The organism is Streptomyces sp. NPDC046335, assembly GCF_055587985.1.
This window is the reverse complement of the sequence record NZ_JBVJFF010000001.1, coordinates 386,646-413,132: the sequence shown is the minus strand read 5'-3', so window position 1 is coordinate 413,132 and position 26,487 is coordinate 386,646. Positions and strand designations below refer to the sequence as shown.

The window sequence follows — 26,487 nt, the reverse complement described above, 5'->3', positions numbered from 1 at the left end:
GGGGATGACTACTGCTGGGGGTGCCCGGCAGGGATGGGCGGCAGCTCGCCGGTCGTCTCGTAGGCCGACAGCATGTCGATGCGGCGCGTGTGGCGCGCCTCGCCCGAGTACGGCGTGGCCAGGAAGATCTCGACGAACTTCGTCGCCTCCTCCTGCGTGTGCATCCGGCCGCCGACCGAGATCACGTTGGCGTCGTTGTGCTCACGCCCCAGCGCCGCGGTCTGCTCGCTCCAGGCGAGGGCGGCCCTGACGCCCTTCACCTTGTTCGCGGCGATCTGCTCACCGTTGCCCGAGCCGCCGATGACGATGCCGAGCGACTCCGGGTCCGCGGCGGTCCGCTCGGCGGCACGCAGGCAGAACGGCGGGTAGTCGTCCTGGGCGTCATAGATGTGGGGCCCGCAGTCGACGGGCTCGTGGCCGTGGCTCTTGAGCCATTCGACCAGGTGGTTCTTGAGTTCGTAGCCGGCATGATCCGAGCCGAGGTACACGCGCATGCGTCCGAGTGTGGCACGTCGGGAGCCGGGTAGCCGCGACCGGGGCAGCACCTTGATCCCCCGGGTCAGGGCATTGGTCCAGGCCATCGTCCGGAATACAACGATCCGGATTCAGGACTTCCGTCCCGTTGACCCCTGAGTTTGAATGCGGGGGCTCGCGACCCGAGAACTTAAGGAATCGTCCATGACCTCGCAACCCTCCCTTGCGAAGCCAGACAGCACCCCGCCACAGCCTGGCGATCCGCAGACTGGCGGCAGTGACACCGGCGACGGCCTCAAGGCGGGTCTGAAGAACCGGCACCTCTCCATGATCGCCATCGGCGGCGTCATCGGAGCCGGCCTCTTCGTCGGTTCGAGCTCCGGCATCGCCGCCGCGGGGCCCGCGATCCTCGTCTCGTACGCCCTCGTCGGCACGATGGTCGTCCTCGTGATGCGGATGCTGGGCGAGATGGCCGCCGCACGGCCCGCGTCCGGCTCCTTCTCCACCTACGCCGACCAGGCGCTCGGCCGCTGGGCCGGGTTCTCCATCGGCTGGCTGTACTGGTTCTTCTGGGTGGTCGTCCTCGCGGTGGAGGCCACCGCGGGCGCGGTGATCCTCAACGGCTGGATACCGGCCGTCCCCCAGTGGGGCTGGGCGCTCATCGTGATGGTGGTGCTCACCGCGACGAACCTCGTATCGGTCGGCTCCTACGGCGAGTTCGAGTTCTGGTTCGCGGGCATCAAGGTCGTCGCCATCGGCGGCTTCGTCATCATCGGCCTGCTCGCCGTCTTCGGCGTGCTGCCCGGCTCCGACAACCCCGGCGCCGGATTCGCGCACCTCACCGACGCGGGCGGCTTCATGCCCAAGGGCGCGGGCGCCATCCTGACGGGCGTGCTCATGGTCGTCTTCTCGTTCATGGGCTCCGAGATCGTCACGCTGGCCGCCGGTGAGTCCGAGGACCCGCAGCGCGCCGTCACCAAGGCGACGAACAGCGTGATCTGGCGCATCGGCGTCTTCTACCTGGGCTCGATCTTCGTCGTCATCACGCTGCTCCCCTGGGACGACAAGTCGATCCTCAAGGACGGTTCGTACGTCGCCGCGCTCAACTCGATCGGCATTCCGCACGCCGGTCAGGTCATGAACGTCATCGTCCTGACCGCCGTGCTCTCCTGCCTCAACTCCGGGCTCTACACCGCCTCCCGCATGGCCTTCTCGCTCGGCCAGCGCGGCGACGCGCCCAAGGCCTTCGCGCGCACCAACGCGCGCGGTGTCCCGCGGGCCGCGATCCTCGGCTCGGTCGTCTTCGGTTTCGTCGCCGTCTGGTTCAACTACCAGTGGAAGGACACCGTCTTCGACTTCCTGCTGAACTCCTCGGGCGCGGTCGCCCTCTTCGTCTGGCTGATCATCGCGTTCACGCAGCTCCGGATGCGCGGCATCATCCTGCGCGAGGAGCCGGAGAAGCTCGTCGTGAAGATGTGGCTCTTCCCGTACCTGACGTGGGTCACGATCGCGATGATCTCGTTCGTCCTCGTCTACATGCTCACCGACGAGGCCGGGCGCAAGCAGGTACTCCTCTCCCTGCTCGCCGCCGCCTTCGTGGTCGTCTTCTCCCTGGTCCGCGAACGGCTCGGCCGCCCGAAAAGCTGACGGTTGGTGTTAGGTTATTGCGGGATGCTCTCCGGCGTCAGGCAGGAACGCGCGGCCAGTGGGTCGCGCACGTACGGCCCAACGGAGGCATCTCGTGGACTTCACCGCACAGCGACTCGTGTTCCGGCCCGGTGACACCGGGTACGACGAGGAACTCGCCGGGTTCCAGACCGGCTTCGCGGCGCGGCCCGCCCTCGTCGTCGGCGCCGTGAGCGCCGACGACGTCGTCGCCGCCGTGTCGCACGCCGCCGAACACGGTCTGCCCATCGGCGTACAGGCCACCGGGCACGGGCTGCCGGGCGCGTACGAGGGCGGGGTCCTGATCAGTACACGGCGGATGGACGGCGTCCGCGTCGACGCCGCGGCCCGTACCGCCACCGTCGGCGCCGGGGCCCGCTGGGGCCAGGTCGTCGAGGCCGCCGCGCCCCACGGCCTCGCCCCGCTCAACGGCTCGGCGCCGGGCGTGGGCGTCGTCTCGTACACGCTCGGCGGTGGCCTCGGCATCCTCGCCCGGGAGTTCGGCTACACCGCCGACCACGTACGTTCGCTGGGCGTCGTCACGGCCGACGGCACGCCGCGCCAGGTGAGCGCCGACCGCGACCCGGAGCTGTTCTCGGGCCTCCTCGGGGGCGGCGCGAACCTCGGCGTGGTCACGGAGCTGGAGGTCGGCCTGGTGCCCGTGACGCGGCTGTACGGCGGGGCGATCAGCTTCGACGGGCGCGCGACCGACCCCGCCGCCCTGCTCAGCGGCTACGAGCGGTGGACGCGGACCCTCCCCGACACACTGACCTCGTCGGTGTCCGCGCTGCCCTACCCCGACATCCCGCAGCTCCCGCCGCACCTGCGGGGCCACTATGTCGTCTCGGTACGGGTGGCGTTCACGGGTCCGGCGGCCGACGGGGAACGCCTCGTGGCGCCGCTGCGGGAGCTCGGGCCCGCCGTGTCGGACACGCTGCGGGAGATGCCGTACGCCGAGAGCCACACCATCCACAGCGACCCCGACTTCCCGCACGCCTACTACGGGGACAGCGTGGTCCTGAGCGGCCTCGACGTGGCGGCCGCCGGTGAGCTGCTCGCCCTGACGGGCCCTGACGCCGCGTCCATGCACGTCGTCCAGGTCAACCACCTGGGCGGTGCGCTCGCGCGGCCCGCGGCCAACGCGGTGCCGCACCGCGACGCGGGCTGGCTCGTGCGCATCCTGTCGCCGCTGGACGGTACGGACGTCGCGACCGTACGCGCGCTGCACGCCGAGGCGTTCGGGCACCTCGCGGGGCAGGTGATGGGGCGCTCGCTGAACTTCGCGTTCGGCGGCGGCGACCGCCCCGAGGGCCTCTACGACCCGCAGACGCGGAAGAGGCTCGCCGAACTGAAGGCCACGTACGACCCGGCGAACCTCTTCAGGCGGAACTACGGCGTTCTCTAGCGGTCGAGCAGCTTCCACGCCGTCGGCAGCGCGCCCATCGCGAGCGCGGCCTTGAGGGCGTCGCCGATCAGGAAGGGCGTGAGCCCGGCGGCGACGGCCTGGGTCAGGGACATGCCGGTCGCGGCGGAGAGGTAGGGGACGCCGACCGCGTAGATGATCGCGGAGCCGAGGACCATCGTGCCCGCCGTGCGCAGCACCGAGCGGTCGCCGCCGCGGCGGGCGAGGGCGCCCACCACCGTGGCGGCGAGGAGCATGCCGAGGACGTAGCCGAGGGACGGGGCCGCGACGCCCGAGCCCGCCTGCGCGAACCACGGCATGCCGGCCATGCCCACGAGGGCGTACAGCGCGAGCGAGAGGAAGCCGCGGCGGGCACCGAGCGCGGTGCCGACGAGGAGCGCGGCGAAGGTCTGCCCGGTCACCGGCACCGGGGAGCCCGGCACGGGCACCGCGATCTGGGCGGCGATCCCGGTGAGCGCGGCGCCGCCGAGCACGAGGACCGCGTCCTTCGCACGGGACGCGGGCAGCAGGTCCGCGAGGACCTGGCCGGGGCGGGTGGTGGCAGCGGCGATGCTCATCGGGACTCCGCGGGGACGTGGGCAGGCTGGGACGGACCGACGCTATCCCAGGCGAGGGCACCCGAACACGGTCTCCGGGCGACAACCCGGGGGCGGGGCATTGGTGGGCTCCGTACAAAGGGCGCCTTGTACACCTCACCCGGCGTGACGCTCGTCACGGAGGTCGGCGGGCGGGTGCCTCGTTTTGCGCGGGAGGCCGCCACGCGGGGAGACTGTGGGGTCCCGCCAAACCTTCTTGAGCACCCTGAAAGCCGGCTGAGCACCATGCACGACCCCCAGGCCGCCGTCGAACCCGTCGGGGACGGCAAAGAACCCCTCGGGGACGGCAACGCCCCCCTCGGGAACGGCAACGAACCGCTCGCCGGCGGTCTCAAGCAGCGGCACCTCACCATGCTCGGTCTCGGCGGGGTCATCGGGGCGGGGCTCTTCGTCGGGTCGGGGGCCGGGATCGCGGTCGCCGGGCCCGGCATCGTCGTCTCGTACCTCATCGCGGGGGCGCTCGCGATGTGCGTGATGCGGATGCTCGGCGAGATGTCGGCGGCGATGCCCGCCTCGGGCTCGTTCTCCGTGCACGCCGAGCGCGCGCTCGGCCGCTGGGCCGGGTTCAGCGTCGGCTGGCTCTACTGGTTCCTGCTCGTGGTCGTGCTCGCCGTGGAGGCGACCGGCGCCGCACAGATCGCCAACGGCTGGGCGCCCGCCGTGCCGCAGTGGGCCTGGGTGCTGATCTTCATGCTGGTCTTCACCGGCGCGAACCTCGCCTCGGTGAAGAACTTCGGCGAGTTCGAGTTCTGGTTCGCCACGCTGAAGGTCTGCGCGATCGTCGCCTTCCTCGTGCTCGGCCTGCTCGCGGTCTTCGGGGTGCTCCCCACTGCGTCTGATTCTTCCGGTGCCCCCGTCGGCCTCAGCCACCTCAGCGGTGACGGCGGCTTCCTGCCCAACGGCTGGGAGGGCGTCGTCTCCGGAGTGCTCGCCGTCGTCTTCGCCTTCGGCGGCCTGGAGGTCGTCACCATCGCCGCCGCCGAGTCCGACGACCCGGTCCGCGCGGTCGCCCGCGCCGTGCGCAGCGCCGTCTACCGCATCCTCTTCTTCTACGTCGGCTCGATGCTGGTCATCGTGACGGTGCTGCCCTGGACGGCGCAGAAGGCGGGCGTCAGCCCCTACGTCACCGTGCTCGACTCGATCGGGGTGCCGTCCGCCGGGACGATCATGAACATCGTCGTCTTCGTGGCCCTGCTCTCGGCGCTCAACGCCAACCTCTACGGGTCCTCCCGCATGGTCTTCTCGCTGGCCGAGCGCGGCGAGGCGCCGAAGGCCCTGCTCAAGGTCTCCGGCGGCGGGGTGCCGCGCCGCGCGGTCCTCGCCTCCGTCGCCTTCGGCTTCGTCTCGGTCCTGCTCAATCTGGAGTGGCCCGACTCGGTCTTCCTCTACATGCTCAACTCGGTCGGCGCCGTACTGCTGTTCGTGTGGGCGCTCATCGCGGTGTCGCAGCTGCGGCTGCGGCGGCGCATCGAGCAGGAGGCCCCCGAGCGGCTGGTGCTGCGGATGTGGGCCTTCCCGTATCTGACCTGGGCGACGCTGGTGGCGATGGCCGTCGTGATCGGCCTGATGCTGAACGACGACGGGGCGCGGCCCCAGCTCCTGTGGTCGGCGGGCGCCACGGCGCTCGTCCTGGTGATCGCGGGGCTGCGGGAGTGGCGCGGGCGGCGCGCGGCGCACCAGGGCCGGGACGACGTGAGGCCCGCGTAAACGACACGTGAACAAAATGTGTCGACTTCTTCACCAAGTGTGAGCGTCGTGTCCGTATAGCGGTCCGCTGTTCCCTGTCAGCGGTGCCGGACTTCAGACTGTGGGCCCGCTCGTCCCCCGTCTCGGCTACTGAACAGGGCCCGCCCATGTCTCGGACGTCCGCCTCCCAGGACACACCTCCCGGCGAAGCACCCGACGGAGCGCCCGGCTCGGCGCCCACGGCCGACTCCCCGCTCGTCCACGGCCTCAAGCAGCGGCACCTCTCGATGATCGCCCTCGGCGGCGTGATCGGTGCCGGGCTCTTCGTGGGCTCCGGAGCGGGCATCGCCGCCGCGGGCCCCTCGATCGTCCTCGCCTACGCCGTCTCCGGCGCGCTCGTCATGCTCGTGATGCGCATGCTGGGCGAGATGTCGGCCGCCAACCCGGCCTCCGGCTCCTTCTCCGTCCACGCCGAGCGGGCCATCGGCCCCTGGGCGGGCTTCACGGCCGGCTGGGGCTTCTGGTTCCTGCTCTGCGTCGCCGTCGGCATCGAGGGCATCGGCGCCGCGGAGATCATGGTGGGCTGGTTCCCCGGCACCCCGCAGTGGGCCTGGGTCGCGCTGTTCATGCTGGTCTTCTGCGGCGCGAACCTGACGGCCGTGAAGAACTTCGGCGAGTTCGAGTTCTGGTTCGCCGCCCTCAAGGTCGGGGCCATCACGCTCTTCCTCGGCATCGGCGTCCTCGCGATCCTCGGCATCCTGCCCGGCTCGGACACCCCCGCCCCCGGCACCGCGAACCTCACCGGCGAGGGCGGCTTCATGCCGCACGGCACGGACGGCCTGATCATCGGCCTGCTCGCCTCCGTCTTCGCGTACGGGGGCCTGGAGACCGTCACGATCGCCGCCGCGGAGTCCAAGAACCCGGTCCAGAGCGTCGCCAAGGCCGTCCGCACGGCCATGTGGCGCATCGCCCTCTTCTACGTGGGCTCGATGCTCGTCGTCGTCACGCTGCTGCCGTGGGACGACAAGGAAGTCGTCGGCAAGGGCCCCTACGTCGCCACCCTCGACCACCTCGGCATCCCCGGTGCCGGCCAGATCATGAACGTCGTCATCCTCGTCGCCCTGCTCTCCGCGATGAACGCGAACATCTACGGCGCCTCGCGCATGTCGTACTCCCTGATCGAGCGCGGCCAGGGCCCCAAGGCACTCGGCCGGGTCTACGGCGGCGTGCCCCGTCTGGCGGTGCTCGCCTCCTCGGTCTTCGGCTTCGTCTGCGTGCTGCTCAGCTACTGGCGCCCCGACGACGTCTTCCCCTGGCTGCTCAACATGATCGGCGCGATGATCCTGGTCGTCTGGATCTTCATCGCCGTCTCGCAGCTCATCCTGCGCCGCAGGACGGAACGCGACGAGCCGCAGAAGCTGGTCGTCCGGATGTGGGCGTACCCCTTCCTGACCTGGGTGGCGCTGGCCGCGATGGCGTACATCTTCTATCTGATGACGGAGCAGCCCGACACGCGCAAGCAGCTCATCGCGACGGGTTCGCTCACGCTGGTGCTCGCCGTGATCGGCTACGTGCGCCAGAAGGCGGCGGAGCGGTCGGTGGCAGCGGCCGCCGAGTAACGGATCGGCGTACACGAAGGGGCCCGGGGTCGGCATCGACCTCCGGGCCCCTTCGGCGTATCCGGCGCCCCCATGGGCCTGTCGTCGCGGGTCCTAGGACGAAGGGCTGATCAACTTCGTGGCACTCCTGCTGTTAGCCTGCACTTGCACATAGGTTGCAATAAGCAGAGCAGCAGTCGGAGGGCTCGGATCATGGCCATTTACACGCTTCCTGAACTTCCGTACGACTACGCGGCGCTCGAGCCGGTGATCAACCCGCAGATCATCGAGCTGCACCACGACAAGCACCACGCGGCGTACGTGAAGGGCGCGAACGACACCCTTGAACAGCTGGAGGAGGCGCGCGACAAGGAGACGTGGGGCGCCATCAACGGCCTGGAGAAGAACCTGGCCTTCCACCTCTCCGGCCACATCCTGCACAGCATCTACTGGCACAACATGAACAGCCCCAAGGACGGTGGCGGCGGCGAGCCGCTGGCCGCCGACGGCGTGGGCGAGCTCGCGGACGCGATCACCGAGTCGTTCGGCTCCTTCGCCAAGTTCAAGGCGCAGCTCACCAAGGCCTCGGCGACCACGCAGGGCTCCGGCTGGGGCGTGCTCGCCTACGAGCCGCTCAGCGGCCGCCTCATCGTCGAGCAGGTCTACGACCACCAGGGCAACATCGGCCAGGGCTCCACGCCGGTCCTGGTCTTCGACGCCTGGGAGCACGCCTTCTACCTGCAGTACAAGAACCAGAAGGTCGACTTCATCGAGGCCATGTGGCAGGTCGTCAACTGGCAGGACGTCGCCAAGCGCTACGCGGCCGCCAAGCAGCGGGTGAACAGCCTCCTGTTGGCCCCGTGAGAACGTCCCGCCTCGTGATCGTCTTCTCAACTTTCGCCGGGGCGGGCGGATGAAGGAAAGGCCCCCGTGAGGACGTGACTCACGGGGGCCTTTCGGTGACCGGGGTTACGCGGGAACGTGTCGGCATGGTGGACGAGAAGCACTGCCCCACATGCCGACAACTGCACCTCTTCCGCAAGGTCACCCCGGCCGAGGAGGTGCACATCGCTCAGACCGTGGGTGTCGCGGAGGCCCGCGGCTTCTGGCGCTGCACGAACCCGGGCTGCCTCTGGGTCCAGCCGTACCACGTGCAGAAGCGGGGCTTCCAGCTCCCGGAGGAGACTTTCGGCCTGCCCGACGGCGCCTCTACGTAGCGGCCGGGCAGCCCTTACGGAGAGGCCGGTCAGCGCTTGGGAAAAGGCCGGTCAGTCGAAGACCGGGCCCTGCGTGCGGGTGCGCTTGATCTCGTAGAAGCCCGGCGTCGAGGCGACGAGCAGCGTGCCGTCCCAGAGCTTGGCGGCGGCCTCGCCCTTGGGGGCCGGGGTGACCACGGGACCGAAGAAGGCGACCTGCTCGCCGTCGGCGCCGGGGACCGCGATGACCGGCGTGCCGACCTCCTGGCCCACCTTGTCGATGCCCTCCTTGTGGGAGGCGCGCAGCTCGGTGTCGTAGGCGTCGGAGTCCATGTAATCGACGAGGTCGGCGGGCAGGCCGACGTCCTCCAGGGCTCCGGCGACCGCCTCGCGCGTGGGGCCCTCGCCGCGGTTGTGGAAGCGCGTGCCCAGCGCCGTGTACAGCTTCCCGGTGATCTCGTCCCCGTGCTTCTGCTGAGCGGCGATGACGACACGGACCGGGCCCCAGGCCTTGGTCTCGAGCAGCTCGCGGTACTCCTCGGGGAGCTCGTCGATCTTGTCCTCGTTCAGGACGGCCAGGCTCATCACATGCCAGCGGACCTCTACGTCGCGGACCTTCTCCACTTCGAGCATCCAGCGGGACGTCATCCACGCCCAGGGGCACAGGGGATCGAACCAGAAGTCGACAGGTGTCTTGCCGTTGTTCTCTGACATGTCTCTCCCTAAGGAATGTGTTCGGCGCCTGGGGAGGGGAACGTCGGGGGTCCACCAGGGCATTCCCGGATGTCGGCCGCCGACGGCACATGCGAGGATCGTAGCCATTCGTACGAGTCATGCGCGGCATGCGAGTCATGCGGCATGCGAGTCACCCAGTCAAGCGAGTCACGAAGGAGTGCCGCCCGTGCCCGGTGAGAATCTGTCCCGCGACGAGGCCCATGAGAGGGCCGCGCTGCTGTCCGTCGACGGTTACGAGGTCTTCCTCGACCTGCGCTCGGCAGTCGGTGAGAGCGGTCAGGAGCCGCGCACGTTCCGGTCGGTGACCACGATCCGCTTCCGCGCCGAGCCGGGCGCCGCGAGCTTCGCGGACCTCGTCGCGCCGAGCGTCACGGCGCTCTCCCTCAACGGCAGGGACCTCGACCCCTCCGAGGTCTTCGACGGCACCCGGATCGCGCTCGAAGACCTGGCCGAGGAGAACGAACTGGTGGTGGACGCGCAGTGTGCCTACAGCCGCACCGGCGAGGGCATGCACCGCTTCGTCGACCCCGAGGACGGCGAGGTCTACGTCTACACCCAGTACGAACCGGCCGACTCCCGGCGTGTGTACGCCAACTTCGAGCAGCCGGACCTGAAGGCGCCCTACCGCTTCCAGGTGCAGGTCCCCGACGGCTGGACGGCGTGGTCCAACGGCGTCGGTGAACTGGCCGACGGCATCTGGAAGTTCGCCGAGACGAAGCCGATCTCGACGTACATCACGGCGGTCGTGGCGGGCCCGTACCACTACGTGGAGGACCGGTACGAACGCGTTCTCGACGACGGTTCGGTCCTGGAGATCCCGCTCGGCGCGATGTGCCGCAAGGGCCTCGCCCCGCACTTCGACGCCGACGACGTCTTCCTGGTGACCAAGCAGGGCCTGGACTTCTTCCACGACAACTTCGACTACCCCTACCCCTTCGGGAAGTACGACCAGGCCTTCGTGCCGGAGTACAACCTGGGCGCGATGGAGAACCCGGGCCTCGTGACCTTCCGCGAGGAGTTCATCTTCCGCGGCAAGGTGACCCAGGCGTCGTACGAACGCCGGGCCAACGTCATCCTCCACGAGATGGCGCACATGTGGTTCGGCGACCTGGTCACCATGCGGTGGTGGGACGACCTGTGGCTCAAGGAGTCCTTCGCCGACTTCATGGGCTCCTTCTCCATGGTCGAGGCGACCCGCTTCACCAACGGCTGGATCACCTTCGCCAACAACCGCAAGGCGTGGGCCTACCGCGCCGACCAGCTCCCCTCCACCCACCCGGTCACCGCGGACATCCGTGACCTGGAGGACGCGAAGCTCAACTTCGACGGGATCACGTACGCCAAGGGCGCCTCGGTGCTCAAGCAGCTCGTGGCGTACGTCGGACGCGACGCGTTCCTGGAGGGCGCCCGCCGCTACTTCAAGCGCCACGCGTACGGCAACACGGTCCTCGGCGATCTGCTCTCCGTCCTGGAGGAGACCTCGGGACGTGACATGGCGGGCTGGTCGCGTGCCTGGCTCCAGACCGCGGGCGTCAACTCCCTGACCCCACAGGTGATCCTGAACGCGGAGGGCCGCATCACCGAGCTCTCCGTGCTCCAGGAGGCCGCCGAGTCCCACCCCGAACTGCGGCCGCACCGCGTGGCCGTGGGTCTCTACCGCAGGACGGCCGCCGGCCCCCTTGAGCGGTACGCCCGCGCGGAGCTCGACGTCGAGGGCCCGCGCACGGTCGTGGCCGAGCTGGCCGGTGAGCACGCTCCCGAGCTGGTCCTGGTCAACGACGACGACCTGACCTACTGCAAGATCCGCTTCGACGAGAACTCCCTCGTCACGCTGCGGGAGCACCTCGGCGACCTCACGGACCCCCTCGCCCGCGCCCTGTGCTGGTCCGCCCTGTGGAGCCTGACGCGGGACGCGCTGATGCCCGCGCGGGACTTCATCGGGCTCGTGCTGCGCTTCGCCGGGCGCGAGAGCGACATCGGCGTCCTGCAGATGCTGCACGCGTGGGCCAACTCCGCCCTCACGCACTACACCGCGCCCGAGTGGCGCGAGGAGGGCGCCAGGGCGCTCGCCGAAGGGGCGCTGCGGGAGCTGCGGAACGCCGGTCCCGGCAGCCAGAACCAGCTGACGTGGGCCCGCTTCTTCGCCGCGGTGGCCTCGTCCCCGGCCGATCTCCAGCTCCTGCAGGGCCTGCTCGACGGCACGGCCAAGATCGACGGCCTCGATGTCGACCAGGAGATGCGCTGGGCGCTGCTCGGCCCGCTCGCCGCGCACGGCGCCGCCGACGAGGAGGTGCTCGCGGCCGAGCTGGCCCGCGACGACACGGCTTCCGGCAAGCGGCACCAGGTGCGGTGCCTGGCCGCCCGGCCCTCGGCGGCGGTCAAGGCGCAGGCGTGGGCCTCCGTGGTCGAGTCGAGCGCCCTGTCGAACGCGCTGGTCGAGGCGACGATCTCCGGGTTCGCACAGCCGTCGCAGCGGGAGCTCGCCGCGCCGTACGTCTCGAAGTACTTCGACGCGATCGAGCGGGTGTGGGCGGAGCGGTCCATCCAGATCGGCATGGACGTGGTGCGGGGCCTGTTCCCCCACCTCCAGTCCGACGAGGCGACGCTGGCGGCGGCCGACGCCTGGCTCACCGAGCACGAAGCCTCGGCCCCCGCTCTGCGCCGCCTGGTCCTGGAAGCCCGCGACGACCTCGCCCGCTCGCTGCGGGCGCAGGCCTGCGACGCGTCATAACCCCCGCCTGACCTCTCCACGGGCACCCCGCACCTCCACTCCGGGGTGCCCGTTCCTGGCCGGGGGCCTTGAACCCGGGGCGGCCCCCGCCCTGGCGCCGCGCGGGGCCTCCCTCGCCGGTGGCCCGGCCACGTCCCCAGCCGGCGCGCTTCCACCGGCCACCGCTTGGCCCGGCCACCGCTTGGCCCGGCGCTTCGCCGGGACAGGCTCCGAACGGCGCAGAGCGAGCAGAGACGCCCTCCACCCCCACACCCCCGCCCCCCCGGGGCCCGCCCAGGTGAAACCGGGCGGCCGGGGGTTTCCCGGGAGGCCCAGGGGCCAGAGATCATCGGAGGTCGAACGCCCGTGCTTTAGGGCAGGGTTGTCCAGGTTTGTCGACGAGCTTGTAACAGGGGTCAGCGGTGGGTTAGAGCGCCGGTCACGTGAGGGAACGACCCGGGCATGAACCACGAAACCCCGCTCTCCCCCCTCCCCCTCCCCCTCCCCCTCCAGCACCTCGCCACCGACGCCCGCCCCCGCGTCATGAGCGCCGCCCAGCTCCGCGCGCACGGCGTGTCCGCCGCCGACGCCAACGCCCAGTGCCTGCCCGGCGGCCCCTGGCGGCAGCTCCTGCCCGGCGTATGGCTGCTGCACCCGGGCCCGCCGACCAGTGACGAACGGCTGCACTGCGCCCTGTTGTACGCGGGACGCCCACCGACCCGCCAGGTCAGGTCCGTGCCCGCGCAGCCCGGCGCGGGCGAGCCGCACGCCCCGTACGCCGACGCGATGGTCACCGGCCTCGCCGCCCTGGCCCTGCACCGCTTCGCCTCCGCTCCCCCGCTGCCCTCGCTCGACCGCATCGACATCCTGGTGCCCCGCACGCGCCGCCTGCGGTCCGTGGGGTTCGCGCGGCTCGTGCGCAGCCCCGAGATGCCGACCACCCAGCGGATCGCGGGAGTCCCGGTGGCGCCGGTGCCGCGCGCCCTCGCCGACGCGGTGGCCCAGCTCGTCGACGCGGCCAGTGTGCGCCGGCTGCTCACCGAGGCGGTACGCGGCGGCCACTGCGAACCGGCGGCCGTGGTCCGCGAGTTGCGGCGCGCCCGGCTGCTCTCCCTGCCGCACGTCGTGGACGCCGTCGACTCGCTGCTCGCCGAGGGGCGCGCCATCGCCGAGGACTGGCTCTACCGCATGGTCACCGAGCACGCCCTGCCCGACCCCCTGTGGAACGTCGACCTGCGGCTGCCGGGCGGCCCGTACCTCGGTGGCGTCGACGCCTACTGGCCCGACCAGGCCGTCGCCGTCGAGCTCGACACCCGCGCGCCCCGGCAGGGCCCGCGGCACGACGACGACGCCCTGTGGTCGGAGTGCGCACGCAAGCGCGAGCACCTGGAGCGGCTCGGCATCACGGTCGTCCACCTCACCCCGAAGAAGCTCAGGGACGCCCTCGACCAGCAGGCCACCGTCGTACGGACCGCCCTGATGGCGTCGCACGACCGCGACCCGGCGGCGTACGTCGTGGCGCTCCCCCGGTAGCGGCCCGCCCTACCGCTTGCCGCAGAACTCGGCGTCGATGACCGAGAGCAGGTCACCCGATGGGCCGTTGGCGTTGACTGCCAGGGAGTGCCTGCCGTCCGCCGTCGTCAGGGCCGCGGACGACGAGCCGTGGATGTCGCCGCCGTGGCCCCACACCACGGTGCCGCAGGAGGTGGTGACGGGTTCGAGGCCGAGTCCGTAGCGCTCGCCCGGCCGGTTCTCGCCCTTCGGCACGGAGGTCTTCATCGCGGCGAGCTGTTCCTTCGGCAGGAGCTTGCCGCGCAGCAGCGCGGAGTAGAAGCGGTTCAGGTCGGCCGAGTCGGAGATCATCCCGCCCGACGCGCCCGCCACGGAGGGGTTGAGCAGCGTCACGTCGTGGATCTTGGCGTTCGCCTCGTCGGAGAGCCTGGTGTAGGCCTTGGAGCTGGGCTTCGGCATGCTCGACCGGGTGCCGGGGACACTGGTGCCGTGCAGCTTGAGCGGCTTGATGACGCGCTGCCTGATCTGGTGCGCGTAAGACGTCCCTGTGGCCTTCTCGATGACCATCGCGGCGAGCACGTAGTTGGTGTTGGAGTACTTCCAGCCGTCACCGGGAGCGAAGTCCGGCTTGTGGCCCATCGCGATGGCGACTTGCTGTTCGGGGGTCCACGTGTCGTAGCGGTGGGCGAGGAACTCCTCGCTGAAGACTCTGCGCCGGAACCCCGGGTCGGACGTCACGTTGTAGATGCCGCTGGTGTGGTTCAGGAGCTGCCGCAGCGAGATCCGGTCGCCGTCGTGTCCGTTCCCCTCCACGACGCCGGGCAGCCATCGGCCGGCCTTGTCGTCGAGGTCGAGTCTGCCCTCGGCCTCCAGTTGGAGGAGCACCGTGGCGACGAAGGTCTTGGTGACGCTGCCGACCCGGTAGTGGTCGTGGGCGCCGCGCGGGCTCTGCCGTGCGAGGTCGCCGATGCCCGCGGCGGAGTTCCAGGTGCCGTGGCGGTCCTTCGCCTGTGCGGTGATGCCGGGGACGTCATCCTTCAGTGCGGCCTCCATCGCCCGCTGTGTGGCGCGGTGCCGCTCCCCGCCCCCGGTGTCCGCCGCGAACGCGGGCGCCGAGAGCGCCCCCGCCGCCACCGTCACTGCCAACGCCGCCGCCACTGTGGTCCATGTCCTGCGCACTGTCATGTGCTGCCCCTCCCGTACGTGCTGGTCGTCGGGCCGGGAGACCTTCGGGTGCCGGGCGGGGTTGAGCGGCGGCGCCGTGGTTGAGCCTGATTCAGCCCTTCCGCAGGATCAGCTCCGTGTTCCTGTCGCCCGCCTCGCCGCCGAGCGCGGGCTTGGCGCCGGGGGCGTTGAAGGACAGCTCGCGGTACAGCGCGGCCAGGCCGGTCTGGGAGAGGTCGGCGAAGTCCGTGCGGTGCGGGGCTGAGGACTCGATGAGCGTGGTGAAGAGGGAGACCGTGCCGTCGTGGTTGTCGGCGATTTCCACCACCCGCGCGAGCTGCGGGAAGTCGATGTGCGAGGCGGTGGAGACCTCCCAGAAGGAGCCGTGGGCGGTCCGGTGCGGGGTGATCGCGTTCTTGTGGCTGTGCCCGTTGACCCAAGCCAGGACCGAGCGGTACCGGCCGAGCAGCGAGACGATCTCCTCGCCGCCGTGGCGCGCCTCGGCGGGCCGCGCCGGGTCCTGGCGGAGGTTGCGCATGGTCCTGCTGGTGTGGTGGCTGAGGACGACGACGTACGAGGGTCCGCCGGCCCGCCGCTCGTTGGCCGCGAGCTCACGCTCCAGCCAGCGCAGTTGCCGGGTGCCGAGGGAGCCCTCGTAGTGCCCGGCGGGGTCGGTGCTGTCCAGGCTGATGCCGAGCACGTCGTCGCTGATGCGGAAGGAGTAGTACTGGGTGGCCGCCGCGAGGTTCTCCTCGGTGTAGCCGTGTCCCGCGGGGCCCGCGCCCGCGTGGGCGGGGTCCAGGTGCGCACGGACGTACTCGGCGGGGGTGAAGGGCGCCCGTGCGGGGTCCGGCGTGACGGAACGCATGCGCCGCGCCTCGGACTTCAGCACGTCCTTGAACATGTCCCCCTTGGGGTCGCGCCCCTTCTTCACGGCCTTCCACAGGGCGGCGCCCCGCGTCTCGTCGAGGGACATCAGCTTCTTGCCGCCGACGGCGAAGTCGGTGAAGTACGAGTCCCTGGGCGCCCAGCAGCCGCCGGGCAGCGCGTCGTGGTTGCCGACCGTGGAGTACCAGGGCAGTGCGAGTCCCGGGCTGTTGACCTCGCGGGTCGCCGCGTCGAGGAAGCCGTGCAGACGCGGGAAGCCGAGGCTCTTGTCGGCGTCGCGCAGGGCGTCGTCGGGGTGCCAGTACAGCGTGCTGCCGCTGGCCTGCACGCCCTCGTAGCGGCGCGGGTCCCCGGTGTTGGGGGTGATGCGGCCGCCGCTCATGACCTTGAGGAACCAGTCGAGTTCGGCGCGGGAGTTGTTGTCGGTGTTGTCGCCGGTCGTCACGACACAGTGCAGGGGGGCGCCGGTGGCGGGCGCGCCGCGCAGGGCGTTGACGCGTTCGACCAGGGACACGGCACCGGCCACCGAGAGGGACTCGTGCGGGCGCCAGGCGCTCGCGGTCTGCGCCCGCAGGTACTCGTACCGCAGCGGATGCTGTACGTCGACCAGGTGCAGGTCGGTGAACTGCACGAACGCGGCGAGCGCGGTCCGCCGCTCCTCGCGCCCCGCCTTCGCCGCCGCGAGGTCCCCGCGGACGACGCGGCGCCAGGCGGGCCCGTCGCCGAGCCGCCGGTAGCCGGAGGTGCCGCGCGGGGCGGCGACGGTGAGCAGGGTGGTGCCGCCCTTGTAGGGCGCGAGGGGCGCGGCGGGCGCCGGCCGGGAGCGCGGCACGGAGGCGTGGCCCAGGGGTGCCGCGTTGCCGGCGCCCGCGCCGGGGCCGAGGGTGTGGCCGATGCCCGCGGAGAGGGCGACGGCTCCGGTGGCGGCGAGGAGGGCGCGGCGGTCGATGGCGGCGGTTGCGGTGGCGACGGTGCGTATGCGCGACATGGCGCGGTCTCCCCGGGTGCGAACGCGTCGGCAGTGGTCGCGAGGGCCCCGGAGTCCGACCGGACCCGTGAATTCCTCGCTCTTACTGGATCGTTGGCAGCGGGGGTGACCTGCGCGTGAACGAGACGGCAACGCGCAGCACCGATCACCGTACGTGGATCACCGGGCACCCTGCGCGGTCACCCACCTCTCCGCGAATGGAGAGGAGGCGGTCACTCCGCGTTCATCTGTCGGGGAAGCGAAGGCTCAGGGCGTGTGTTCCGCGGCCCGGCCCCGGCCGTCGGCGGGGCGGTCGCGCCACAGTTCGAGGCCGATGTCGACGAGGCCCACGCGGTCGAGGCCGGGGACGGACTCCAGGGGGTGCCAGGCCGCGAGGTCGGTGGAGCCGTTGGTCTCGTGGCGCAGTTCGCCGCCGGTGACGCGCCCCTCGTACACGATCCGCAGTCCGTGGAAGTCGGCGACGGCGCCGAGCCTGCGGGGGTAGCGGCGGCGCAGGCTGTCGATGCCGAGGAGGGCCAGCGGTTCCACCACGTAGCCCGTCTCCTCGTCCGCCTCGCGGATCACCGTGTCGTAGGGGTCCTCGCCGTGGTCCATGCCGCCGCCCGGCAGCGTCCAGCGTTTGCCGCCGTCGCGGTCGACCCAGCGGGCCAGGAGGATTTGTCCGTCCCGTACGCATACGGCGTAGGCCGCCACCCGAAGTTCTTTCTGCACAGGTTGACGCTAGACGCTTCGACGGGAGTTGACCGCCCGTCCGCGGGTTCGCCGTGACCGGCCGCGCGGTTGCCCGCGCCCCTTCCGGACCGCGCCGTCCGGGCCGCGGACCCTGGTGCATGTCATGCCATACACCGCCATGTCCGCGATGGCGTATGGCGGAATTGCGTCACGCACTGATCACAGCTCGGACAACTCTCCCCAAACACCTGTCACTTAAGTAAAGCTGAGCGGTCATCCGACCCCGGATTTCGGACCCGTTCGAAAATCGGTGCCGGATCACCCTCTCCCGACCTTCACGTACAGGGATGCCGATGCCCAGATCCAGTTCCAGCGCCAGACGCGCGCCCCGTCTCGCGATAGCCGTCGGTCTCACCGCCGCGCTGTGCGCGACCGGGGCCGTCCCCCTCGCCTTCGCGGCGGACGAGTCCCCCGTGCCGGCCCCCAAGTCGACCGGCGGCAAGCTCGGCTCGGCCGACGCCGATCTGCTCGCCGACGCCAAGGCGGACGGCGAGAAGACCGTCACGATGATGGTCGCCACCGCGCCCGGCGCCACCGAGCAGGTCGCCGACCAGCTCGACGGCGTCAAGGGCGGCTCGGTCGGCCGCACCTACGACAAGCTCGGCTACGTCCGCGCGACCGTGCCGACCGGCAGGGCCGACGCCGCGATCAAGTCCGCGGCCAAGCTGTCGTCCGTGCACGCCATCGACCTGCGGCACGAGATCGAGCTGGACGACCCGACCCCGGCCGCCGACCGCGCCAAGGGCGCGGAGCGCGGCGAGCGCGGCACGTACGCGGGCCCGGGCAAGAAGACCCCGGCGGACAACCCGTACAACCCGTCGGCCGAGACCGGCGCCGTGGACTTCGTGAAGAAGCACCGCAAGGCCGACGGCCGGGGCGTCACCATCGGCATCCTCGACTCCGGCGTCGACCTCGGTCACCCGGCGCTGACGAAGACGACCACCGGCGAGCGCAAGATCACCGACTGGGTGACGGCGACCGACCCGATCGTCGACGCGGACGGCACCTGGCGCCGCATGACCAACCCCGTCAGCGGCCCGGTCTTCACCTGGGACAGCGAGACGTGGAAGGCCCCGGCGGGCTCCTTCCAGGTCAACCGCTTCCGCGAGTCGGCCACCACCGGCGGCGACGCCAAGGGCGACATCAACCGCGACGGCGACACCACCGACAGCTGGGGCGTCCTGTACGACCCGGCGGCCGGCACGGTCCGCGTCGACCTGAACGACAACAACGACTTCACCGACGACGAGCCGATGAAGCCGTACAAGGACGACCACCAGGTCGCCTACTTCGGCAAGGACGACCCGGCGACCGACGTCGTCGAGCGCGTCCCGTTCGTCGTCGAGATCCGCAAGGACGTCCCCACCGACCCGTACGGCGGCGACTGGATCGGCAAGAAGGCCGACTTCGTCAACATCGGCGTCATCGAGTCCGAGCACGGCACGCACGTCGCGGGCATCACCGCGGCCAACGGCCTGTTCGGCGGCAAGATGAACGGCGCCGCCCCCGGCGCCAACCTGGTCTCCTCGCGCGCCTGCACCTGGACCGGCGGCTGCACGAACGTCGCACTGACCGAGGGCATGATCGACCTCGTCACCGAGCGCGGCGTCGACATCGTCAACATGTCGATCGGCGGCCTCCCGGCGCTGAACGACGGCAACAACGCGCGCACCGAGCTCTACAACCGCCTCATCGACACCTACGGCGTGCAGCTGGTGATCTCCGCGGGCAACTCGGGCCCCGGCGCCAACACCATCGGCGACCCCGCCCTGGCCGACAAGGTCATCTCGGTCGGCGCCGCCATCTCCAAGGAGACCTGGGCCGCCAACTACGGCTCCAAGGTCGAGAAGAAGTACGCGATGATGCCCTTCTCCTCGCGCGGCCCGCGTGAGGACGGCGGCTTCGCGCCGATCATCTCGGCCCCCGGCTCGGCCATCAACACCACCCAGACCTGGCTGCCGGGCTCCCCGGTGACCGAGGCGGGCTACAAGCTCCCGGCCGGCTACTCCATGCTCCAGGGCACGTCGATGGCGTCCCCGCAGGCCGCGGGCGCCTCGGCGCTCCTCCTCTCCGCCGCCAAGCGCGAGAAGATCGACCTGACCCCGGCGAAGCTGCGCACCGCGCTCACCTCCACCGCGGACCGCATCCGCGGCGAGCAGGCGTACGCGCAGGGCACCGGCCTCATCGACGTCGTCGACGCCTGGGAGGCCATCGAGGACGACGCCAAGGCGCACACGTACACGGTGAAGGCCCCGGTCGACACCGCCCTTGAGCAGGAGCTGAAGAAGCCCGGCACCGGCATCTACGACCGTGAGGGCGGCCTGAGGACCGGCCAGAAGCGGACGTACGACGTCACGATCACCCGCACCTCCGGCCCCGACCGCGGCGTCCGCCACGAGCTGGAGCTGGAGAACAACCACGAGGGCACCTTCAAGCTGCTCGGCGACGACGACGTCACGCTGCCGCTGAACAAGCCGGTCACGGTCAAGGTCCAGGCGAAGGCGAAGTCGGCCGGTCTGCACAGCGCGAACCTGACCGTCGACGACGAGCGCACCGAGGGCGTCGACCACCAGATCATGTCGACGGTCGTCGTTTCGGCGCCCCTCGCGAAGCCGTCGTACACGTTCTCGGCCAAGGGCTCGACGCAGCGCAACAGCCCCACGTCGTACTTCGTGACCGTGCCGAAGGGCGCCAAGTCCCTCGAAGTCGCCCTCGGCGGCCTGAAGGACAAGAGCCAGACCCGCTTCATAGCGATCCACCCGTACGGCGTCCCGGTCGACTCCACCTCGTCGATCGTCTGCTACCCGAACTACGAGAACCCCGCCAACACCTGCCGCCCGGACCTGCGTTCGTACGCGGAGCCGCAGGCGGGCGTCTGGGAGATCGAGGTCGAGTCGCGCCGCACGTCGCCGCTGCTCGACAACCCGTACGAGCTGAAGGTCTCCGCGCTCGGCGTCGACTTCGACCCGGCCGTGCAGACGCTCCCCGAGGCCAAGGTCGGCACCCCGGCGCCGGTCTCCTGGAAGGCCACGAACAACTTCGCGGCCGTCGACGGCAAGCTGAAGGGCGGCTCGCTCGGCTCGGCCAAGTCGGCCCGGCCCAGCATCGCCCAGGGTGCCACGCAGACGTCCACGGTCGTCGTGCCCGCCGGCGCCGAGCGGTTCGACGCCGTCATCGGCTCGCCCGCGGACATCGCCGCCGACCTGGACCTGACCGTCAAGAGGGACGGCGCGGTCGTCGGTTCGTCGGCGGGCGGCGACTCCGAGGAGTCCGTGACGCTGACGAAGCCGGCCGCCGGTACGTACACGATCGAGGTGACGGGCTACTCCGTGCCGTCCGGCACGACCGCGTACGACTACCGTGACGTCTTCTTCTCGGGCGCCCTCGGCAGCGTGACCGTCGACGAGGCCAAGCAGATCAAGCTCGGCAGCGGCGACTCGGCGGAGGTCGACGCCAAGATCGAGGCGAAGGCCCCGGCCGCCGATGGCCGCGAGCTGTTCGGCGAGGTGTCGCTCCTGAACGCGGCCGGCACGGCGGCAGGCAGCGGCAGCGTCAAGATCGAAAAGGTCACGCCGAAGGCCTGACCCACGGGAATCACAGAAAAGTCCCGCTGGAGTGCCCCTTTTGGGCGGATTCCAGCGGGACTTTTCCGCAATCACGGGCAGTCGGTCTTCCTTGACTGCGGGAGGGCCTTGAGGATCAGGGTGCGGAGGGGGGCGCGGTCCTTGCCGACCGCCCAGTTGGCGGGTTCCGTCGCGCCCTTGTCGACGGTGATCAGGACGTGGTCGCCCTCCTTCAGGCGGGGATACGCCTCGCGGTCCATGGGGAAGCGGACGGTGCCGCTGCCCGACTCCGGCTTGATGTAGCGGGTCACGTCGACCGTCACCCGCTCCTGCACCCCGCCCGGCACCGGGTCGACCGCCGTGACCGTGCCCTCCACGATCAGCCGCGAGCACGCCACGAAGCCCTCGGGGCTGAGGTCCGCGTCCGCGTCCGCGTCCGCGCCGCCGTCGGGCCGGCTCCGCTCGTCGGACGCCGCGCCCGCCTTCCCGTCCATGCCGCTCGCCCCCTGCCCGGCGTCCACCGCGAGCCAGGCGAGCCCGCCGAGCATGGCGGCGGCCGCCGTGGCCGCGACCGCGCCGAGCGCGACCGTGACCGTGACGCGGCGGCGGGCCGTGCGCCGGGAGCGGATCGGCACGACCGGCTGCCGCGGGGCCGCCGGGGTCGCCGGGACCGCCGGGGCCGCCGGGACCGCCGGGACCGCCGCCAGGGTGTCGCCCAGGGCGGTGAGCCGCTTCCGGAGCAGGGTGACGTCCGTCAGGGCCGCCGCGTGCTCGGCGGCGAAGCGTGGGTCGTCCAGGGCCTCGTCGGGGACGGGCTCGTCCGTGATCGCGGACATCAGCGCGTCGAACTCCTTCTCCGGCACCGTCACACCACCTCCCCCTCGTGCAGCCGCACCCGCAGGAGCCGCACCGCCGTGTGCAGCCTGCTCTTGACCGTGCCCTCGGGGATGCCCAGCTCATCGGCGATCGCGCGCACCGGCAGGTCGGCGTAGAAGCGGAGCACGACGACCTGCCGCTGGGCGGCGGGCAGCGCGCCGAGGCCCTGCGCCACGGCCATCGACAGGGCCCGCGACTCCGCGCCGTCCTCGTCCGTGGTCTCCCGCCACAGCACGGCGAGGCGCTCCCCGAGCCGCTCCTGCCTGCGCCGGGCCCGGTGCCAGTCCATGGCCAGGTTGGAGGCCACGACCGCCGCCCACGCCGAGACGTCCCGGGGCGCCTCACGCCCGTCCGCGGCCCGCTCCAGGAGCTTCAGCCGCACCTGCTGGACGCCGTCGGGGAGGTCGGCGTACGGCACGCCGCCGAGCGCGAGCACCGCCCGCACCCGGTCCTCCTGCGCCGCGTCCAGCGGGTCCGCTCCCCCGGCCTCCGTCTGCGCGCGGCGCGTCTTTCTGCGCAGCAACGTGCCCCTCCCCTCCCCCGCGTTTCCCCTACGACGCCCGGGACGTCCGAAAGGTTCGCTCCGGGGTCCGGCGAATGTGGCGTCCCGCACCTCGGACAATGGATTGGACAACGCGGCACTGGAGAGACGCATCATGGAGCCACCCCGCACAGACCGGCCGAGGTCACGAGGCCGCACGCACATACGGAGGAAGTCCCTGTGAAGGTCGGAATCGTCGGAGCCACCGGTCAGGTCGGCAAGGTCATGCGCAAGATCCTCGTCGAGCGGAAGTTCCCGGTCGATGAGCTGCGCCTGTTCGCCTCGGCCCGCAGCGCCGGGACGGTCATCGACGGCGTGACCGTCGAGGACGCCTCCACGGCCGACTTCACGGGCCTGGACATCGTGCTGTTCTCCGCCGGTGGCGCCACGTCCAAGGCCCTCGCCGAGAAGGTCGCGTCGCAGGGCGCCGTCGTGATCGACAACTCCTCCGCCTGGCGCCGGCACCCCGAGGTCCCCCTCGTCGTCTCCGAGGTGAACCCGCACGCGATCAAGAACCGCCCCAAGGGCATCATCGCCAACCCGAACTGCACGACGATGGCCGCGATGCCCGTCCTCAGGCCGCTGCACGCGGAGGCGGGCCTCGAAGCGCTCGTCGTCGCCACCTACCAGGCGGTCTCCGGCTCCGGCCTCGCCGGGGTCGACGAGCTGTTCGAGCAGGTCAAGAAGGTCGGCGAGGACGCTCCGAAGCTCACCCACGACGGCTCGTCGGTCGAGTTCCCCGAGCCGGACAAGTACGTCGCGCCGATCGCGTACAACGTCCTGCCGATGGCCGGTTCCATCGTCGACGACGGTCTGAACGAGACGGACGAGGAGCAGAAGCTCCGCCACGAGTCCCGCAAGATCCTGGAGATCCCGGAGCTGAAGGTCTCGGGCACGTGCGTGCGCGTCCCCGTCTTCACCGGACACTCCCTCCAGGTCAACGCCCGCTTCGCGCGTCCGCTGAGCCCCGGGCGCGCCACCGAGCTCCTTGAGGCCGCCGAGGGCGTCGTCGTCACGGAGGTCCCGACGCCGCTGGTCGCCGCGGGCAAGGACGACGCCTTCGTGGGCCGCATCCGGGCCGACGAGACCGTCGAGAACGGCCTGGCCTTCTTCATCTCCGACGACAACCTCCGCAAGGGCGCGGCGCTGAACGCCGTCCAGATCGCGGAGCTCGTCGCGGCGGAGCTCAAGGGCTGAGTCCCGCCGCCCGTCGTACGCCCGGTGTGTGTGGTGGGGGCGGTCACCGTTCGTCGGTGTCCGTCCCCTTCGCGTTCGCGTGGGCCACGGCGGCCAGGGCGAGCACCGCGAGCGCCCCGCCGAGCCACAGCACGCCACCGGCCCCGCCGCTGTCCGCGACCCGGCCGCCGGTGAAGGCGCCGAGCGCGATCGCCACGTTGAACACCCCGGCGAAGAGCGCGGAGGCGGCCTCGCGGGCGTGCGGGGCAGCGGCCATCACCCAGTTCTGGGCGGAGACCGAGACCCCGCCGTACGCCAGGCCCCAGGCGACCAGCAGCACCACGGACGCGGCGAGCGAGCCGCCCGCCGGGACCAGCAGGAGCACGACCGTCCCGAGCCCCGCGCTGATGGCGAGCAGCGCCCTGCGCGGATCGCGGGCCGCGACGGCTCCGCCCGCGAAGTTGCCGACGATGCCGGCGGCCCCGTAGGCGAGGAGCAGCCCACTGATCAGCCCCGCGCCGATGCCGGGCACCCGCTCCAGGACGGGCCGTACGTAGGTGTACGCGGCGAAGTGCCCGGTCACGAGCAGCATGACGGCGAGCAGCCCGCCCCGCAGCCGCCCCACCCGCAGCAGCCCGGCGAAGACGCCCAGCCGCACCGCCTCACCCGCGGGCAGCGCGGGCAGCAGCGTGGCGAGCAGCCCGGCCACCACGAGGGCGAGCACAGCGAGCGCGGCGAACCCCCAGCGCCATCCGGCCAGCTCCCCGAGGAGCGTCCCGGCGGGCACGCCGAGCACGGAGGCCACGGCGATCCCGCTGAAGATCACCGCGGTGGCGCGCCCCGCGCCCTCCGCGCGGACGAGGCGCGCCCCGAGCCCCGCGGCGATGGCCCACACCCCGCCGATGCACACGCCCACCAGGACGCGCGCGGCGAGCAGCACGCCGAAGCCGGGGGCGAGCGCGGACGCCAGATTGGCGGCGGCGAGCAGGACGAGCAGCGCGCACAGGACCGTACGCCGGTCGGCACGGCGCACCACGACGGGCAGCAGCAGGGCGGCGAGCGCCGCGACGATCCCGGGCAGGGTGACGGCCAGACCGGCGCTGCCGTCGGAGACGCCCAGTCCGGAGCCGATGGAGGTGAGGAGTCCCACGGGAAGCATCTCCGTGGTGACGACGGAGAAGGTGGCGGCGGCGACGGCGAGAACGGCGGTGCGAGCACGCCGCTCGCCCGCCGGGCTGTGAGTGCTGTGATTGCTGTCCGCGCTCTGTGTGCTGTGTGTGCTGTGTGGCATGCCACCCACCCTGTGGCGAGCCCGCAGGGGGGAACAACGCCGCAGATCTCATCCTTGTATGAGCCGGGTTCATCGATCCGGCGAGCAGTGCAGAGGAGGCGCTCCGTGGGCGCAGTGGAGCGTGGCCTGGAGATCCGCGAACTGGAGTGCTTTCTGGTGCTCGCCGAGGAGTTGCACTTCGGGCGGGCCGGCGAGCGCCTGTACGTCTCGCAGAGCCGCGTCAGCCAACTGCTGGCCGCCCTGGAGCAACGGATCGGCGCCCGGCTCGTCGAGCGTACGAGCCGCCGGGTCGCGCTGACCCCGCTGGGCAAGCAGTTTCTCGCCGAACTCTCCCCCGCGTACGGGGAGTTGGCCTCGACGGTCGAGCGGGCGAGGGCGGCGGCGCGGGGCGTGGAGGGCACGCTGCGGATCGGCTTCCAGGGGACGGCGGACGCCCGTCTGATGGCAGCGATAGCGGCGTTCCAGGAACGCCATCCCGCCTGCACGACCCACATCCTGGAGATCCCCTTCTCCGACCCCTTCGGCGCGGTACGGCACGGTGAGGTGGACACGGCGGTCGTGCTGCTGCCGGTGGCGGAGGCGGATCTGGTGCTGGGCCCGGTCTTCTCCCGCGAGCGCCAGACGGTGGCGGTGTCGGTGCGGCATCCGTACGCGGGGAGGGAGTCGTTGACGGCCGCGGAGCTGCGGGAGATCCCGCTGATAGCGGCGACAGCCCCGGCTCCCGCGTACTGGCGTGCGGCCCACGCCCCCTCGGACGAGCCCGCTCCGGAGGTCCGCACGCTCCAGGAGGGTCTGACGCTGGTGGCGGCGGGCCGGGGCGCAATGCTGCTGTGCCGGCCGACGGCGGAGTACCACGGCCGCAAGGACGTCGTCTTCGTACCGGTGGACGGGCTTCCGGACTCCGTCCTGGGGATGGTGTGGCACCGGGACGGGGAGACGGCGCGGGTGAGGGAGTTCGCCCGCGCCCTGGCCCTCGGCTGACGTCGGCTTCGGTTTCGGTTTCGGTTTCGGTTTCGGCTTCAGCTTCGGTTTCAGCTTCGGCTGGTCAGTCCCCTCGCCGCACCTCGAAGTGGAAGCACCCGTACTCCACGGCACGGACGTGTACGAGGGCGACGGCGGGATCGGCGAAGGCCTCGCCGAGAGCGGCGTCGAAGCCTTCCGCCTCGGCCTCGGGAATCTCCAGCAGCCGCCCGCCGACGATCCGGCCACCGGCGTCGTACCGCCGCAGGGTCCGCAGCGCCCCGGCCCGTGAGAACGGATACCCCGTCCGCCGCCCCTCTTCGGGCCCCGCGCACGGCTCGGCGTGAATGAAGACGGGCCCCTGCTCGTCGTAGGCGCCGGGCGCGGCCCCGGTCCGGGCGGCCCAGCGCCGCAACGGCGCGTACGACACGAGCGCGACGCGCTCGCCGGGGGCGACGGGCCGCAGACAGCACCGCAGGGGGGCGCCGCCTTCGTGATCGACGTACGGAACGCAGTCCCGCCCGGCATCATCACGCCGCCGCAGCTCGGCGAGGGCTTCGGGGTCGATGGGCCGGGGCGTGTAAACGGTGCTCATGCCCCGAGCCTCGCGCGGCACCAGCGATGGCGCTGGCGGTTTTCGGACGACGACTCCAGTGAGCCCGTCCGGCGCTTGAGAACGAGCCCGGAGCAAGACCAGGCCTCTCTGAGCCCGT

At 71.4% G+C, this 26,487-nt stretch carries 21 protein-coding genes; 11 read left to right on the top strand and 10 right to left on the bottom strand.

Translation table 11 applies throughout. The features are described from left to right. Window positions 1-8: 8 nt before the first annotated feature. A complete protein-coding gene (locus tag ACZ6JY_RS01725; protein ID WP_469191167.1) occupies window positions 9-494 on the bottom strand; it encodes a ribose-5-phosphate isomerase in 486 nt (161 codons plus the stop codon). 184 nt (window positions 495-678) lie between these two features. On the opposite strand from ACZ6JY_RS01725, the gene ACZ6JY_RS01720 reads away from it, so the two are divergent. Then, complete coding sequence (locus tag ACZ6JY_RS01720; protein ID WP_469191165.1) at window positions 679-2,121, top strand: amino acid permease; 1,443 nt, start codon at window positions 679-681, stop codon at window positions 2,119-2,121. 94 nt (window positions 2,122-2,215) lie between these two features. Then, complete coding sequence (locus ACZ6JY_RS01715; RefSeq protein WP_469191163.1) at window positions 2,216-3,544, top strand: FAD-binding oxidoreductase; 1,329 nt, start codon at window positions 2,216-2,218, stop codon at window positions 3,542-3,544. Here ACZ6JY_RS01715 and ACZ6JY_RS01710 read toward each other — a convergent pair. After that, a complete protein-coding gene (locus tag ACZ6JY_RS01710) occupies window positions 3,541-4,119 on the bottom strand; it encodes a biotin transporter BioY (protein ID WP_469191161.1) in 579 nt (192 codons plus the stop codon). The genes ACZ6JY_RS01715 and ACZ6JY_RS01710 overlap by 4 nt on opposite strands. Window positions 4,120-4,509: 390 nt before the next feature. Between ACZ6JY_RS01710 and ACZ6JY_RS01705 the strand changes: the two genes are divergently transcribed. The 4 genes from ACZ6JY_RS01705 (at window position 4,510) to ACZ6JY_RS01690 (ending at window position 8,659) form a co-directional block, all read left to right on the top strand. After that, entirely contained in the window at window positions 4,510-5,865 is a 1,356-nt protein-coding gene (locus tag ACZ6JY_RS01705; protein ID WP_469191898.1) for an amino acid permease, read from the top strand. A 146-nt stretch (window positions 5,866-6,011) separates the two neighbouring features. After that, the gene (locus ACZ6JY_RS01700; protein WP_469191159.1) at window positions 6,012-7,463 is read left to right on the top strand and encodes an amino acid permease; all 1,452 of its coding nucleotides are present in this window, start codon (window positions 6,012-6,014) and stop codon (window positions 7,461-7,463) included. A 192-nt stretch (window positions 7,464-7,655) separates the two neighbouring features. Beyond that, window positions 7,656-8,306, top strand: coding sequence for a superoxide dismutase (locus ACZ6JY_RS01695; RefSeq protein WP_469191158.1), 651 nt, complete (start codon window positions 7,656-7,658; stop codon window positions 8,304-8,306). Window positions 8,307-8,431: 125 nt separating this feature from the next. Continuing rightward, window positions 8,432-8,659, top strand: coding sequence for a hypothetical protein (locus ACZ6JY_RS01690; RefSeq protein WP_469191156.1), 228 nt, complete (start codon window positions 8,432-8,434; stop codon window positions 8,657-8,659). Between the two features lie 51 nt (window positions 8,660-8,710). Here the strand turns inward: ACZ6JY_RS01690 and ACZ6JY_RS01685 are convergent, their stop codons facing one another. Next, window positions 8,711-9,352 carry a mycothiol-dependent nitroreductase Rv2466c family protein gene (locus ACZ6JY_RS01685; protein ID WP_469191154.1) on the bottom strand — a complete coding sequence of 214 codons (642 nt, stop codon included), beginning with the start codon at window positions 9,350-9,352 and terminating at the stop codon, window positions 8,711-8,713. A gap of 187 nt (window positions 9,353-9,539) precedes the next feature. Here ACZ6JY_RS01685 and pepN point away from each other — a divergent pair, with 187 nt between their 5' ends. Then, window positions 9,540-12,104, top strand: coding sequence for an aminopeptidase N (gene pepN, locus ACZ6JY_RS01680; protein WP_469191152.1), 2,565 nt, complete (start codon window positions 9,540-9,542; stop codon window positions 12,102-12,104). Window positions 12,105-12,545: 441 nt separating this feature from the next. Then, window positions 12,546-13,616, top strand: a complete 1,071-nt coding sequence (locus ACZ6JY_RS01675; RefSeq protein ID WP_469191150.1) for a hypothetical protein — start codon at window positions 12,546-12,548, stop codon at window positions 13,614-13,616. A gap of 9 nt (window positions 13,617-13,625) precedes the next feature. Here the strand turns inward: ACZ6JY_RS01675 and ACZ6JY_RS01670 are convergent, their stop codons facing one another. From ACZ6JY_RS01670 to ACZ6JY_RS01660, 3 genes are all read right to left on the bottom strand, one after another. Continuing rightward, window positions 13,626-14,780 carry a serine hydrolase domain-containing protein gene (locus ACZ6JY_RS01670; protein ID WP_469191148.1) on the bottom strand — a complete coding sequence of 385 codons (1,155 nt, stop codon included), beginning with the start codon at window positions 14,778-14,780 and terminating at the stop codon, window positions 13,626-13,628. A gap of 91 nt (window positions 14,781-14,871) precedes the next feature. Further along, window positions 14,872-16,635: a TIGR03767 family metallophosphoesterase gene (locus tag ACZ6JY_RS01665; protein ID WP_469191146.1), complete on the bottom strand. Its 1,764-nt coding sequence runs from the start codon at window positions 16,633-16,635 to the stop codon at window positions 14,872-14,874. A 246-nt stretch (window positions 16,636-16,881) separates the two neighbouring features. After that, window positions 16,882-17,346: an NUDIX hydrolase gene (locus ACZ6JY_RS01660; RefSeq protein WP_469191144.1), complete on the bottom strand. Its 465-nt coding sequence runs from the start codon at window positions 17,344-17,346 to the stop codon at window positions 16,882-16,884. Between the two features lie 308 nt (window positions 17,347-17,654). Here ACZ6JY_RS01660 and ACZ6JY_RS01655 point away from each other — a divergent pair, with 308 nt between their 5' ends. Further along, window positions 17,655-20,951: a S8 family serine peptidase gene (locus ACZ6JY_RS01655; RefSeq protein ID WP_469191142.1), complete on the top strand. Its 3,297-nt coding sequence runs from the start codon at window positions 17,655-17,657 to the stop codon at window positions 20,949-20,951. Between the two features lie 71 nt (window positions 20,952-21,022). On the opposite strand, the gene ACZ6JY_RS01650 is transcribed toward ACZ6JY_RS01655, so the two are convergent. Both ACZ6JY_RS01650 and ACZ6JY_RS01645 read right to left on the bottom strand, forming a co-directional pair. Further along, on the bottom strand, window positions 21,023-21,799 hold the full coding sequence (locus ACZ6JY_RS01650) for a hypothetical protein (protein ID WP_469191140.1): 777 nt from the start codon (window positions 21,797-21,799) through the stop codon (window positions 21,023-21,025). Continuing rightward, window positions 21,796-22,329 carry an RNA polymerase sigma factor gene (locus tag ACZ6JY_RS01645; protein WP_469191138.1) on the bottom strand — a complete coding sequence of 178 codons (534 nt, stop codon included), beginning with the start codon at window positions 22,327-22,329 and terminating at the stop codon, window positions 21,796-21,798. Before ACZ6JY_RS01645 ends, ACZ6JY_RS01650 begins: the two co-directional genes overlap by 4 nt. Before the next feature lie 198 nt (window positions 22,330-22,527). Between ACZ6JY_RS01645 and ACZ6JY_RS01640 the strand changes: the two genes are divergently transcribed. After that, the gene (locus tag ACZ6JY_RS01640) at window positions 22,528-23,544 is read left to right on the top strand and encodes an aspartate-semialdehyde dehydrogenase (RefSeq protein WP_469191136.1); all 1,017 of its coding nucleotides are present in this window, start codon (window positions 22,528-22,530) and stop codon (window positions 23,542-23,544) included. A 43-nt stretch (window positions 23,545-23,587) separates the two neighbouring features. On the opposite strand, the gene ACZ6JY_RS01635 is transcribed toward ACZ6JY_RS01640, so the two are convergent. After that, window positions 23,588-24,814: an MFS transporter gene (locus ACZ6JY_RS01635; protein WP_469191134.1), complete on the bottom strand. Its 1,227-nt coding sequence runs from the start codon at window positions 24,812-24,814 to the stop codon at window positions 23,588-23,590. 105 nt (window positions 24,815-24,919) lie between these two features. Here ACZ6JY_RS01635 and ACZ6JY_RS01630 point away from each other — a divergent pair, with 105 nt between their 5' ends. Then, complete coding sequence (locus tag ACZ6JY_RS01630) at window positions 24,920-25,795, top strand: LysR family transcriptional regulator (RefSeq protein ID WP_469191133.1); 876 nt, start codon at window positions 24,920-24,922, stop codon at window positions 25,793-25,795. A gap of 64 nt (window positions 25,796-25,859) precedes the next feature. On the opposite strand, the gene ACZ6JY_RS01625 is transcribed toward ACZ6JY_RS01630, so the two are convergent. Then, a complete protein-coding gene (locus ACZ6JY_RS01625; RefSeq protein ID WP_469191131.1) occupies window positions 25,860-26,369 on the bottom strand; it encodes a DUF1203 domain-containing protein in 510 nt (169 codons plus the stop codon). Window positions 26,370-26,487: the final 118 nt, after the last annotated feature.

Bases quoted from the DNA above. Each gene is read 5' to 3' on its own strand.
- ACZ6JY_RS01725 (WP_469191167.1), bottom strand. From the start codon at position 494: ATGCGCGTGTACCTCGGCTCGGATCATGCCGGCTACGAACTCAAGAAC.
- ACZ6JY_RS01720 (WP_469191165.1), top strand. From the start codon at position 679: ATGACCTCGCAACCCTCCCTTGCGAAGCCAGACAGCACCCCGCCACAG.
- ACZ6JY_RS01710 (WP_469191161.1), bottom strand. From the start codon at position 4,119: ATGAGCATCGCCGCTGCCACCACCCGCCCCGGCCAGGTCCTCGCGGAC.
- ACZ6JY_RS01705 (WP_469191898.1), top strand. From the start codon at position 4,510: ATGCTCGGTCTCGGCGGGGTCATCGGGGCGGGGCTCTTCGTCGGGTCG.
- ACZ6JY_RS01700 (WP_469191159.1), top strand. From the start codon at position 6,012: ATGTCTCGGACGTCCGCCTCCCAGGACACACCTCCCGGCGAAGCACCC.
- ACZ6JY_RS01695 (WP_469191158.1), top strand. From the start codon at position 7,656: ATGGCCATTTACACGCTTCCTGAACTTCCGTACGACTACGCGGCGCTC.
- ACZ6JY_RS01690 (WP_469191156.1), top strand. From the start codon at position 8,432: ATGGTGGACGAGAAGCACTGCCCCACATGCCGACAACTGCACCTCTTC.
- ACZ6JY_RS01685 (WP_469191154.1), bottom strand. From the start codon at position 9,352: ATGTCAGAGAACAACGGCAAGACACCTGTCGACTTCTGGTTCGATCCC.
- ACZ6JY_RS01675 (WP_469191150.1), top strand. From the start codon at position 12,546: ATGAACCACGAAACCCCGCTCTCCCCCCTCCCCCTCCCCCTCCCCCTC.
- ACZ6JY_RS01670 (WP_469191148.1), bottom strand. From the start codon at position 14,780: ATGACAGTGCGCAGGACATGGACCACAGTGGCGGCGGCGTTGGCAGTG.
- ACZ6JY_RS01665 (WP_469191146.1), bottom strand. From the start codon at position 16,635: ATGTCGCGCATACGCACCGTCGCCACCGCAACCGCCGCCATCGACCGC.
- ACZ6JY_RS01655 (WP_469191142.1), top strand. From the start codon at position 17,655: ATGCCGATGCCCAGATCCAGTTCCAGCGCCAGACGCGCGCCCCGTCTC.
- ACZ6JY_RS01635 (WP_469191134.1), bottom strand. From the start codon at position 24,814: ATGCCACACAGCACACACAGCACACAGAGCGCGGACAGCAATCACAGC.
- ACZ6JY_RS01625 (WP_469191131.1), bottom strand. From the start codon at position 26,369: ATGAGCACCGTTTACACGCCCCGGCCCATCGACCCCGAAGCCCTCGCC.